The 11,080-nt window shown below is 60.1% G+C and carries 12 protein-coding genes and 1 tRNA gene; 5 read left to right on the top strand and 8 right to left on the bottom strand.

All coding sequences use genetic code 11. The features are described from left to right. Positions 1 to 497 precede the first annotated feature (497 nt). From TR61_RS19605 to TR61_RS03830, 3 genes are all read right to left on the bottom strand, one after another. Positions 498 to 1,688, bottom strand: a complete 1,191-nt coding sequence (locus TR61_RS19605) for an ankyrin repeat domain-containing protein (RefSeq protein ID WP_082181836.1) — start codon at positions 1,686 to 1,688, stop codon at positions 498 to 500. Further along, positions 1,685 to 1,954 carry a hypothetical protein gene (locus tag TR61_RS19850; protein WP_157440813.1) on the bottom strand — a complete coding sequence of 90 codons (270 nt, stop codon included), beginning with the start codon at positions 1,952 to 1,954 and terminating at the stop codon, positions 1,685 to 1,687. Before TR61_RS19850 ends, TR61_RS19605 begins: the two co-directional genes overlap by 4 nt. Positions 1,955 to 2,340: 386 nt before the next feature. After that, a tRNA-Ser gene (locus TR61_RS03830) sits at positions 2,341 to 2,430 on the bottom strand. A gap of 344 nt (positions 2,431 to 2,774) precedes the next feature. Between TR61_RS03830 and TR61_RS03825 the strand changes: the two genes are divergently transcribed. Then, positions 2,775 to 3,026, top strand: coding sequence for a hypothetical protein (locus TR61_RS03825; RefSeq protein WP_050928237.1), 252 nt, complete (start codon positions 2,775 to 2,777; stop codon positions 3,024 to 3,026). Between the two features lie 75 nt (positions 3,027 to 3,101). On the opposite strand, the gene ychF is transcribed toward TR61_RS03825, so the two are convergent. Continuing rightward, entirely contained in the window at positions 3,102 to 4,199 is a 1,098-nt protein-coding gene (gene ychF / locus TR61_RS03820) for a redox-regulated ATPase YchF (protein WP_050928249.1), read from the bottom strand. A gap of 201 nt (positions 4,200 to 4,400) precedes the next feature. Here ychF and TR61_RS03815 point away from each other — a divergent pair, with 201 nt between their 5' ends. Then, positions 4,401 to 4,892, top strand: a complete 492-nt coding sequence (locus TR61_RS03815; RefSeq protein WP_050928236.1) for an acyloxyacyl hydrolase — start codon at positions 4,401 to 4,403, stop codon at positions 4,890 to 4,892. A gap of 70 nt (positions 4,893 to 4,962) precedes the next feature. Then, on the top strand, positions 4,963 to 5,754 hold the full coding sequence (gene trpA / locus TR61_RS03810) for a tryptophan synthase subunit alpha (protein WP_050928248.1): 792 nt from the start codon (positions 4,963 to 4,965) through the stop codon (positions 5,752 to 5,754). Here trpA and TR61_RS03805 read toward each other — a convergent pair. From TR61_RS03805 to TR61_RS03795, 3 genes are all read right to left on the bottom strand, one after another. Continuing rightward, positions 5,742 to 6,185 carry a MaoC family dehydratase gene (locus TR61_RS03805; protein ID WP_050928235.1) on the bottom strand — a complete coding sequence of 148 codons (444 nt, stop codon included), beginning with the start codon at positions 6,183 to 6,185 and terminating at the stop codon, positions 5,742 to 5,744. The genes trpA and TR61_RS03805 overlap by 13 nt on opposite strands. A 141-nt stretch (positions 6,186 to 6,326) precedes the next feature. Beyond that, the gene (locus tag TR61_RS03800; RefSeq protein WP_245626813.1) at positions 6,327 to 6,821 is read right to left on the bottom strand and encodes a MarR family winged helix-turn-helix transcriptional regulator; all 495 of its coding nucleotides are present in this window, start codon (positions 6,819 to 6,821) and stop codon (positions 6,327 to 6,329) included. After that, entirely contained in the window at positions 6,811 to 7,950 is a 1,140-nt protein-coding gene (locus TR61_RS03795) for an Acg family FMN-binding oxidoreductase (protein ID WP_245626812.1), read from the bottom strand. The genes TR61_RS03800 and TR61_RS03795 overlap by 11 nt, the downstream gene beginning before the upstream one ends. A 134-nt stretch (positions 7,951 to 8,084) precedes the next feature. On the opposite strand from TR61_RS03795, the gene TR61_RS03790 reads away from it, so the two are divergent. Beyond that, positions 8,085 to 9,251, top strand: coding sequence for an alpha-hydroxy acid oxidase (locus TR61_RS03790; RefSeq protein ID WP_050928233.1), 1,167 nt, complete (start codon positions 8,085 to 8,087; stop codon positions 9,249 to 9,251). A gap of 24 nt (positions 9,252 to 9,275) precedes the next feature. Continuing rightward, a complete protein-coding gene (locus TR61_RS03785; protein WP_050928232.1) occupies positions 9,276 to 9,902 on the top strand; it encodes a hypothetical protein in 627 nt (208 codons plus the stop codon). On the opposite strand, the gene TR61_RS03780 is transcribed toward TR61_RS03785, so the two are convergent. Next, positions 9,876 to 11,033: an MFS transporter gene (locus tag TR61_RS03780; RefSeq protein ID WP_050928231.1), complete on the bottom strand. Its 1,158-nt coding sequence runs from the start codon at positions 11,031 to 11,033 to the stop codon at positions 9,876 to 9,878. The two genes, TR61_RS03785 and TR61_RS03780, sit on opposite strands and share 27 nt — an antisense overlap. Positions 11,034 to 11,080: the final 47 nt, after the last annotated feature.

Raw genomic sequence — 11,080 nt, 5'->3', positions numbered from 1 at the left:
AGTTCAGTTGGGGAGGCTCAGACTAGCACTGCTAACGGAGGCCCAAACGCAATCGCTACAAACTCAATGTACTCCTCCGGCGACCATGAGCGAACTGCTGGACCTACTCTTCCCACTTCAAGTGCTAGCCAAACCAACCAAGCCAAGCTGGCTAGAATCCAGATCCGGAACAGGCCGCGCCTCCAATTCAGGTTCCAAAGCTTTTTCATACTACCCGTCCATCTCGCCCGGCTTGTGGTAGTGAAATATACAGCAAAAAGGGCAGCAACGATAAGATCGATAGGCAACCATATCTCACGTGTCAGATAGCCCGCCTGTGGCGCGGACGAGAAATGCTTTGGTCATTCATAGTGGCCCAATGCTATTCGGACGCCAAGGCATGTGTCGACAGCGCTATCTCACGCTAGAAGCGATGTGGCCCACGATGACGAATACCTATGAGAAGCCTGCAATCGTTCCACCGCGCTAGTTTCAAAGAGGTTCGCTGCATCTATACTCTATTGAAAACGAGCGTCGTTCAGCCTCCAATACGTGCTTGACCCTTTTAAGTCCTCATTATCGGAGGCTAACTCCCAAGGTGTTTGATCATCATTGTTCCTAGCAGAAGCATCCGCGCCGTACTCCAAGAACCAATCTACAATAGCGGGCTCGCCATACCTTGCAGCATTGTGTAGCGGCGTTTCGCCATCCTCATCCTTCTTTTCTAGGATTGCCCCGGCGTTAAGTAACACTTGTAGCGTCTCTACTGTGCCAAACGCCGCAGCCCAATGCAGTGGTGTTCCTCCCCGTTTAGAAACTGCATTTTCATCCGCTCCCGCATTCAGGAGTTCCTCAGTGATAATGTGTGGTTGTTTCCTTGATTTTCTTAAGATGTTGTTATCCGCCTTAACAGCTTTGAAAATCGGCGTGTGCCCTGCTTCGTATTTTGCATCGATTTCGGCTCCCGCCTCTAATAGTGCTCGCATCTTGAGGGCGAAATCATTCGATCCTTGTCCTGCGGCATCATGAAGTGGGGTTCCTCCAAGTACATCACGCGTAGTCGCGTCTGCACCTTTGCTTAACAGAAATCTGACAGTGTTTGCTGAACCAAACTGGCTGGCTGTGTGTAAGACAGATTTCCCCAAATCATTTCTAGCGTTGAGGTCGGCACCTGCCTCCAACAAAGCTTTTATGACACCCAAATTGTCCATAAGTGCAGCAACATGAAGTGGCGTGTCGCCATCTTTGTCCCGAGCAGTGAAGTCAGCGCCAGCCGCGATCATAACTGAAATCGTTTGTGGTGAAGTGCGTGAAGAAAAGCTGTGCAGCGGACTTTCGCCGGATAGGGATTTCACATTAACTGTCGCTCCCGCGGCAATCAACATCGCCGCATTTTCTGCCCGGCCATTTCTGACTGCATTGAAAAGTGCAGTGTTCCCCAAATCCGACCGAGCGTTTACATTTGCCCCGGCCATTAGCAACATTTCGACTGCGTGGACCTCGCCAACCGCAGCGGCATAGAAAAGAGGTGTGTTTCCATATTCACCCTTGGCGTCAACTGCACCTTCTGCGAGTGCACTTGCAATGTCTTGTCGCGAGCTGTTTTTCCAGAACTCGATAGAGCACAATTCACCGCATTTTTGCGCTGAAGCATTGATGGGGCTTGCAAGAATAGTGATTGTTGTAACCAGAATAACTGAAATCTTCATGGTAAAGCTGGGTAACTTTCTAGTTTGTTGGAGCTGACGTAGTTCCCTGCGCCAGGATCAATGCGGAAGCGATCTGCGGCAGCATTATCGGCTTCGAACGCGACGAAAATACGATCGCTCCAAGGGGTGGGTTTCGGTATGTTGATAGAGCACTGAAGCTTTCCGGTGTCTACGAGCTTCTTATCGTTGAGCGTTTTCTCTTCACCACTTTTCCCATCGTTGACGCGGTGCTTCGGCCAACGATTGGCCCTGCGACACCAACTCATCAACCCGCCTCAGCTTCGTGACGATCTCCTCGGGCTTGTGCTTCTACTGGGGTGTTCCTTGATCCTCCATCCCGCTGCTTCGAGCATGTGCCTTGGAACGGCGGCGTTCCTATCTGGCGCTAAAGCCAAGGTCTGAACATCCACCAGCGCTGGAGAACGTGCAGGCGCTGGTTAACCGAACTTTGCAGTGGAGCTTTTTCTAGGCACCGGATCACGACTTCGGGTGTCCATCCGAGGGTGCCCCCGGGGGTGGGGGTGCAGTTTGGGCAAGTATCGTAGAGTCGCCGCACTTCATCAGCCACGCATGTACCGACGAAGAAATGATGGGTATTTTGAGGGGTGAACCCCAATACAGCTGTGTAAGCCATTGATACTAAAAGAAGTAGTGGCGGAGACGATGGGATTCGAACCCACGAGACGGTTTCCCGCCTACTCCCTTAGCAGGGGAGCGCCTTCGACCACTCGGCCACGTCTCCACTGACCCGTTTAGCGATCCGTGACGGCGGGCACAAGCCCACAAGCAGCTTTCGCGCCGAAGTTGCAGACCCGGCGCGGTCCAGCCTGATGACACGCCCCTCGCCAGGATGTGAGATGTGAGCGATCTGGCGTGCGCGCCCACACCACCCAGCCGTTAACCCTTTGCAAAGAAGGGCAAACACAGCAGGCGCAAGAGGCTCTTCACGCGGCCTCATGCTGTTGGTCACGGACACCAACAGCGTTGTGACGCCATGTGTTTTGAAACCCATCATCCGCCGCCCCATCTGATCCTGACAGAACCCAACGGCCGGCGCGTACGGCCCACGGAGCAAGAGACACCGACATGAACCGTTTCGCCTTCTCCACCGTCGCCCTGCTGGCCACAACACTTGCTGCTCCGGCCTTCGCGTCGGACACCAAGTTCGACCGCGGCTTTTCCGATTTGCAAAGCCATGAGGTCGTGATCGAAAACACCGAAAGCGACACCAAGAGCGCGACCGGGCAGGAAACCCTCTCGACACAAAACGAACGCGTCAGTGGCGTCGAAGCCGGGTTTGGCATCCTGCAAGACGGCTATGAGCCCGGTCGCCTGTAACTCTTTCCACTCACGGCAAAGAAAAACGCGCGCCTCCAGGGGGCGCGCGTTTCCTTTGGCGGTGTCGCAGGGCGATCAGGTGTTGAACAGGAAATGCATGACGTCGCCGTCCTGCACCACATAGCTTTTGCCCTCGGCGCGCATCTTGCCCGCTTCCTTGGCCGCCTGTTCGCCGCCAAGACTGACGTAATCGTCATAGGCAATCGTCTCGGCCCGGATAAAGCCCTTCTCGAAATCGCCATGGATCACACCGGCGGCCTGCGGCGCGGTGGCGCCTTCGCGGATCGTCCAGGCGCGCGCTTCTTTCGGGCCCGCGGTGAAATAGGTCTGCAGGTGCAACAACTCGTAACCCGCGCGGATCAGCCGGTCGAGGCCCGGTTCGCTCAGCCCCATTTCCTCAAGGAACATCGCGGCCTCGTCGGGCTCCAGCTGGGCCAGTTCCTCCTCGATCCGGGCGCTGATAATGACATGGGCATTGCCCTGCGCCGCCGCCATCTCGGCCACGGCTGCGGAATGCGCGTTGCCCTCGGCGGCCTCGGCCTCCGACACGTTGCAGACATAAAGCACGGGCTTCGTGGTCAAAAGCTGCAGCATCTTCCACGCCTTGGCGTCTTCGGCATCCACCTCGACCGTGCGGGCGGGCCGGCCTTCTTCCAGCGCGGCCTTGGCGGCCTCCATCAGGCGCTGCTGCTGCACGGCTTCCTTATCGCCGCCACGCACCTTGCGCACGATGTTCTGCAGCCGCTTCTCGATCGATTCCAGATCGGCCAGCATCAGCTCGGTCTCGATCGTCTCGGCATCGGCGACCGGATCCACGCGGCCTTCCACATGGGTCACATCGCCGTCTTCGAAACAGCGCAGCACATGGGCAATGGCGTCGACTTCACGGATATTGGCCAGAAACTGGTTACCCAGCCCTTCGCCCTTGGACGCGCCCTTCACCAGACCCGCAATATCCACAAAGGTCATGCGCGTGGGGATGATCTGTTTCGATCCGGCGATCTGGGCCAGCTTGTCCAGCCGCGCATCAGGCACCGACACCTCGCCCACATTGGGTTCAATCGTGCAAAAGGGAAAATTCGCCGCCTGCGCCGCCGCCGTCCGGGTCAACGCATTGAACAGGGTCGATTTGCCCACATTGGGCAGACCCACAATCCCCATCTTGAAGCCCATCTCAGCCCCTTTCATGCCACTCGTCTGGCGGGGCTTCTATCACCCTGCCCCAGCGGCGCAAGCTCCCCTTTAACGGTCAAACACGCTACAAATCGGTAACACCGCGTCTTTTTCTCCCGGTTCGGGGCGCAAAGCCTGTTTATTCGCGCCCCTCTTTCCGGCTAGGAACAAACAAACACGTATTCAAAGACGAGATTTCAGATGAAACGACATAGTCAGATCGCAGCGCTGCTGGCCGCCCTGGCGCTGCCCGCAGCCGCCCAGGCGCAGGAGATCGCCATCGGCCTGGGCAGCACCGATTACCCGGGCGCCGGAACAGACAGCGGCATTCTCAGCCTTGAATACCGCCACAGCCCGTTCTTCGAACGCGGCATCTTTTCGGCTGCCTTCGCCGCCAATATCTCTGCGACCGAGGAAAGCGATCTCTTCGCCGGTGCAGGCGTCGCGCTGCGCTGGGCCTGGAACGGCGGATGGTTCGTCGATCTCAGCGTTATGCCGGGCTATTACGATGCGGGCGTTCCCGGCAATGATCTGGGCAGCGATCTGGAATTCCGCTCGCTTCTGGGCCTGGGCTATCAATTCGCAGGCGGCCAAAGCCTGTCGCTGGCGATCACCCATAAATCCAATGCCAGTCTGGACAATGTGAACCCCGGCGCCGATGCGGTCCTTCTGCGCTGGCATGCGCCGCTCTGATCGCAAGACGCATTGATTTCCTGATCCGCTTTTGGCAACAGGTGCCGACACCTTCAGCCAAAGGCGCCCCATGACCCGGATTGACCAGACATTCGCCGACCTCAAAGCCCAAGGTCGTAAAGCCTTCGTCGCCTATGTGATGGCGGGAGACCCCGACGTCGCCACCTCGCTTGAGGTGGTCAAGGGCCTGCCCGGCGCGGGCGTCGATATCATCGAACTGGGCCTGCCCTTTACAGATCCCATGGCTGATGGCCCCACGATCCAGCTGGCCGGTCAACGCGCACTCGAAGGCGGCATGACCGTGGACAAGACCCTGCAGATGGTCCGCGACTTCCGCAGCACCAATGACACCACCCCCATTGTGCTGATGGGCTATTACAACCCGATCTATTCGCGCGGCGTCGACCGGTTCCTGGCCGAAGCGGTCGAGGCGGGCATCGACGGCCTTATCGTCGTTGATCTGCCGCCCGAAGAAGATGACGAACTGTGCATCCCCGCGCAAAAGGCCGGGCTGAACTTCATCCGCCTTGCCACGCCCACCACCGATGACAAGCGCCTGCCGCGCGTGCTGCAGAACACCTCCGGCTTTGTCTATTACGTCTCGATCACCGGTATCACCGGCTCGGCCGAGGCGCAGGCCTCCGACGTCGGCCCCGAAGTGGCACGCATCAAATCGCAGACCAACCTTCCGGTGATCGTGGGCTTCGGCATCAACACGCCGGACCGCGCCAAAACCATCGCCAGCGTCTCTGACGGCGCTGTCGTGGGCTCAGCCATCGTCAGTCAGATCGCCGCCGGCAAACCGGTGGACGATGTGCTGGATTTCGTGAAATCTCTGGCTGACGGTGCTCACTCCGCCTGACGGCGGCGCAGCATATGGCTCGCCCGGTAGGCCGCGACCAGAACGTCATCCTGGTTCAGGATATCATACTGCACCTCGACAAATCCGCGATCGGGCTTTGACCGCGACGGCGTGGCCGCCGTCACCTCGGCCTTCACCCGCAGCGTATCGCCCGCATAAACCGGCTTGATCCAGCGCACATTCTCCATACCCGGCGATCCCATGGAACTGTCCGACCAATCGCTTGCCTCCAGCGTCAGGGTAAATGCCGTCAGCACCGTGTGAAACCCGCTGGCAATCAGCCCGCCGTAAACCGAGGCCGCCGCCGCATCCTCATCCAGGTGAAAGGGCTGCGGGTCCCATTCCCGCGCAAACCGTTTGATCGCCTCCGCGCTCAGCGTCCGGCTGCCCGTCTCAAAGGTAAACCCAACCGGCATATCGTCGAAATACATGGCGCGCGGCCCTCTCTTCTTCTCTTTCCAAATACGGCACTCCAACAGAGGCCACCGGGCCATACTCGACACATTCAGGCTGAACAAAACCCCCAAGCGGCAAATCCACAAAAAGAATGCGGCGTCAGCCGCACCTTTGGATCACGCCTGCGTGCGAAATTCGCGGTCGCGCGGGGCCTCGGCATTGCGATGCTCGTCAAGGAAGACACGCAGATCCGTCAGCACCGGCAGGATGGCGAACAGCCGTTCCACATCGAACCCGTCCAGCAATTCCTGGAACTCCGGCGTCAGATCGGTGATCACCCGATCGCGCAGCGCACGGCCCTCATCAGTGATCCACACACATTTGCTGCGCCCGTCATTGGGGTTCGGACGCACCATCACCAGCCCATGTTTCGACAGCCCCGCCACCGTGTGCGTCATCGAGGTCTTCGGCACCTGAAACGCCCGCGCCAACTCGACCAGAGTGCGCCCATCAGCGACCCGGATCAGATGGTTCAGCACACCGAAATGGGGCGCGATCAGCCCTTTGGGCAGTCGCGCCTCCATGATTGTGCGGCTCAGTTGTTCGATGATCCCGATCTCGTTGAACAGCTGGAACAACGCCATCGGGTTCACCTCTGCCTTATCCGACAATCTTCTCCTCCAACGCCCAGCGCGGGCTTGCTCCAACCTCGGGGCCATATCCGATCCGCGCAAACATTTGCACGGTTCCGCCCTGCGGCGCCAGCCGTGCGTGAATGTCGTCATAAAGCTGCGCCATCTCCGGATACTCCTGCAGGGCCTGGCTCAGCGGCTGAATGCCCAACCCTTCTGCCGTCGCCGCCAGGTTCAGCCGCACCCAATCGCGCCCCGCCGCGATCTGATCGGCGCGCGTATTGCTGCGCGTCACCTGCCACAAATGGCCCATGGCCGTATCGGTATTGGCAAATACCGCCTTCAGCCCTTCGGTATAGGCCAGGCTTTCCCGGTTCAGCGCCGCCTCGCGGGTAAAGGTACCGGTCAGCGCCATCGCCTCGAACATCGGGCCGGAGAAATCGATGCCGTCCGGGTTCGCATTCACCTCGCGCCGCCCGATGCGGAACAGATCCACGCTTTCCTTATAGGTATGCGGCGTCTCGATCTCGATCCGCAGCGCTTCGTGGCTCAACTCCCGCAACGCCGCGATATCCTCAGGCGCCACCGATCCCCCCACGTCCGAAGACCGCGCCGCCGCCAAAATCCGGTCCAACACCGCCTGATCCACCGGACGCTCCACATCAAACGGCTCCTTCAAAGACCGCCGCTCCATCACATGGGCAAACAAAGGATCCCGCACCACATCCGCCTTCACGAACCGACAGCGCGCAACCGGGCGCGCATCCAGTGCCTCCGGGTCCGAGCCGTCGGGAAACACCACCGTCTCAACAGAATGTCCATCCTCCAATGCCGCCATCCGCATCACTTCCAGAAAACAGCCCAAGCCAATCACAATCTGACGGCTGAACGGGTCGGTATGCGGCAGCAGGCGGTCCGTATCGACATAAAGCGTCACCTCCCCCGGCACTGACACATCCACCTTCCACGGCTGCCGGTTATGCGGGTTGGGCGCCAGGATCGCATAGCTCAGCGCACGCAGGCGCGGATCGTCATATCCCCCCGCAGCCGCCCAAGGGGCGACGGCATCTTCGGGCATGCGGGTGACGGCAAACCCAGCGGCCGAGCTTGCTGCGAAAATGGTTCCGCCCCCGATCAGGGCAAGGGTTTTGCGGCGCGACAATGTCATGGCGATCTCTCCAATTAATACGATATTGCACTATTTAGATACATATCGCATCTTCAAAATCAAGGCGATCGTGCCGCATTGAGAATCTTTTTGCCCGCCGGTAAGAAAATCAGACCAATTGCAAGGGGACCGTCATGCCTGTGATCACCAACATCGAAGACCTGCGCCGCATCTATGAACGTCGCGTGCCGCGGATGTTCTACGATTACGCGGAATCAGGCAGCTGGACGGAACAGACCTTCCGCGAAAACACCTCCGATTTCGACAAGATCCGCCTGCGCCAGCGCGTGGCCGTCGACATGTCGGGCCGCAGCACAAAAACGCAAATGATCGGCGAAGACGTCGCCATGCCCGTGGCGCTGGCCCCCGTCGGCCTGACCGGCATGCAGCATGCAGATGGCGAAATGAAAGCCGCCCGCGCGGCCGAGAAATTCGGCGTGCCCTTCACGCTTTCGACCATGTCGATCAACTCGATCGAAGATGTGGCCAGCTACACCTCCAAACCCTTCTGGTTCCAGCTTTATACCATGAAGGACGAAGACTACGTCCGCCGCCTGATCCAGCGCGCGAAGGATGCCAAATGCTCAGCCCTGGTGATCACGCTTGACCTGCAAATCCTGGGCCAACGGCATAAAGACCTCAAAAACGGCCTCTCCGCCCCGCCGAAACTGACCCCCAAGACCATCGCCAACCTGATGACCAAATGGGCCTGGGGCATCGAAATGCTTTCTGCCAAGCGCCGCGAATTCGGCAATATCGTGGGCCATGTGCAGGGCATCTCTGACGCCTCCTCCCTGGGCGCGTGGACGGCCGAGCAATTCGACCTCACGCTCGACTGGAAGAAGATCGAAAAACTGATGGAGATGTGGGGCGGCAAGGTCATCCTCAAAGGTATCCTGGATGCCGAAGACGCCAAGATGGCCGCTAAGCTGGGCGCAGATGCCATCGTCGTGTCGAACCACGGCGGCCGCCAACTCGACGGCGCACTCAGCTCGATCCGCATGCTGCCGCAGATCATGGATGCCGTCGGCGACAAGATGGAAGTCCACCTCGACAGCGGTATCCGATCCGGCCAGGACGTGCTCAAGGCCGTCGCGATGGGCGCAAAAGGCACCTATATCGGGCGCGCCTTCGTATATGGGCTGGGCGCGATGGGCCAGAAAGGCGTGACCAAGGCGCTTGAGGTCATCCACAAGGAACTCGACACCACCATGGCGCTCTGCGGTGAACGGTCGGTTGAAAATCTGGGCCGGCACAACCTGCTGGTGCCGGAAGATTTCGAAGGCCGTTGGCAGCAATAGGGCAATCAGGCTAAGGCTCGGGTCATGCTGATTTTCTCGCGCCAGAACCTTGCCTATCTCGCCGAGCCGAAAACCGGCACGACCGCCGTGGAAATGGCGCTGAAACGGCGGGCCGATATCGTTTTTGCCCGCCACCGCAAACACATGCCCGCGCGCGGTTTTCATAACCGCGTCGCGCCCTTTCTGGAACAGGCCTATAACCTGCGCCCCGACCGCGTGGCCGTGATGCGCGATCCGGTCGAACAGCTGTCCAGCTGGTACCGATACCGCACCAATGCCGATCTGCGCGGATCACCCAAAAGCACTGCTGGCATCAGCTTTGACCAGTTCATCCTTGATGTGATCGCGGATGACCCGCCCGATCACGCCGCCGTGGGCAGCCAGTTCAAATTCCTCACCTCCGCCAGTGGCGACGTCCTGGTGCACCGGCTTTTTGCCTATGCCCATCGCGACCGGTTCCACGCATTTCTGCAGGACCGGTTCGGCGAAGCGCTTGAGTTCAAGAAGCAGAATGTCTCTCCCAAGGGCGAAACCCCGCTTGAGCCTGCAACGCTTGCCAAACTCCGCGCCGCCCGGGCCAAGGAATTTGCGCTTTATGACAGGCTGATGGATGCGGGCGGCGTGCTAGAGTTCGCCCCCCACAGCGCGTAACCGCCGCGTCAGAATGGGGATCAGCCCCACCGTGACCGCCACAAGGATCGCCGCCACCATCACGAAGGATGCCGCCAGCGACACGGCCTCGGCCACGGCCCCCATTGTGAAGGGCCCTACCACAAAGGCGGCATAGCTGATGGCCGACGCGCGCGACAAGGCGGCCACCCGCTGCGACGGGGCCACGCTGCGCCCGATGATCCCCATGGCCAGCGGCACCACCAGCGACACGCCCAGCCCCATCACGCCGAACCCGGCCTGCGCCATGGCCGGGCTTCCCGCCAGCGCCGCCATCACAGCGCCCAGCGCCGATGTCAGGCAGGCCCCGGCGATCAGCGCCGTGTCGGTGAAATACCGGGTCAGCACCTGCCCGACCAGCCGCCCGAACCCCATGGTCAAACCCAGAATTGCAGGGCCCAGCGCACCCGCCGTAGCATCGCCGCCCAGCTCGCGTTCGATATGCAGGGCCGACCAGCCCTCGACCGCCACTTCGGTGAAAAACCCCGCCATCACGACAAACCCGCCGACCCAGACCAGCCCCATGGGCAGGGCCGGGCTGTCATGGGCGTTTTCTTCGTGGGCGCCGTGGGGCGCGTGCATGAAGACCGACATCGCCAGAATGATCGCGGCCACCACTGCGAAGATCGCCAGCGGGCCAAACCCGGCCTCCCGCGCGAAACCCGTCATCAGCGCCGTGCCTGCATAGGCAAAGGAAAAGGCCGCATGGTTCAGGTTCATCAGCGACCGGTTCTGCGCGCTTTCCACCTCCGAGGTGCGCGCGTTCATCACGATGTCGGACACGCCCGAGATCGCCGAAACCACCAGGAAAACCACGACAAATGTCAGGATATTCGGCGAAAGCGACAAGGCGATAAAGATCAGCCCCAACAGGGCCGAGGTCACCGCCACAGACCGCGCCCCCAACAGGCGGTCCGCGACCGGCGCAATCCAGACCGACGCGATCGCCCCCAGCGACGCGATCAGAAACACCGTCCCGATCTGCGCATCCGACGCGCCGATCTGCGCCTTGATCACCGGCACCTGCGCGGCAAAGGCGGCCCAGACCATGCCCTGCGCGACAAAGGCCAGCGCAGGGGCGCGCAATCCGGGTATGGGCGTCAGGAACGGCATGGCACAGCCCTTCTCACACCCCGATACCCCCGGCAAGCGCGCAGGTG

This window comes from Aestuariivita boseongensis (assembly GCF_001262635.1).
Lineage (GTDB): Bacteria > Pseudomonadota > Alphaproteobacteria > Rhodobacterales > Rhodobacteraceae > Aestuariivita > Aestuariivita boseongensis.
Note: the sequence above shows the minus strand (reverse complement) of the source record. Positions and strands in the feature narration are given on the sequence as shown.

Coding starts and splice junctions, on each gene's coding strand:
- TR61_RS03825 (WP_050928237.1), top strand. CDS start 2,775: ATGAACCGTTTCGCCTTCTCCACCGTCGCCCTGCTGGCCACAACACTT.
- TR61_RS03815 (WP_050928236.1), top strand. CDS start 4,401: ATGAAACGACATAGTCAGATCGCAGCGCTGCTGGCCGCCCTGGCGCTG.
- TR61_RS03790 (WP_050928233.1), top strand. CDS start 8,085: ATGCCTGTGATCACCAACATCGAAGACCTGCGCCGCATCTATGAACGT.
- TR61_RS19850 (WP_157440813.1), bottom strand. CDS start 1,954: ATGAGTTGGTGTCGCAGGGCCAATCGTTGGCCGAAGCACCGCGTCAAC.
- TR61_RS03795 (WP_245626812.1), bottom strand. CDS start 7,950: ATGACATTGTCGCGCCGCAAAACCCTTGCCCTGATCGGGGGCGGAACC.
- trpA (WP_050928248.1), top strand. CDS start 4,963: ATGACCCGGATTGACCAGACATTCGCCGACCTCAAAGCCCAAGGTCGT.
- TR61_RS03780 (WP_050928231.1), bottom strand. CDS start 11,033: ATGCCGTTCCTGACGCCCATACCCGGATTGCGCGCCCCTGCGCTGGCC.
- ychF (WP_050928249.1), bottom strand. CDS start 4,199: ATGGGCTTCAAGATGGGGATTGTGGGTCTGCCCAATGTGGGCAAATCG.
- TR61_RS03785 (WP_050928232.1), top strand. CDS start 9,276: ATGCTGATTTTCTCGCGCCAGAACCTTGCCTATCTCGCCGAGCCGAAA.
- TR61_RS03805 (WP_050928235.1), bottom strand. CDS start 6,185: ATGTATTTCGACGATATGCCGGTTGGGTTTACCTTTGAGACGGGCAGC.
- TR61_RS19605 (WP_082181836.1), bottom strand. CDS start 1,688: ATGAAGATTTCAGTTATTCTGGTTACAACAATCACTATTCTTGCAAGC.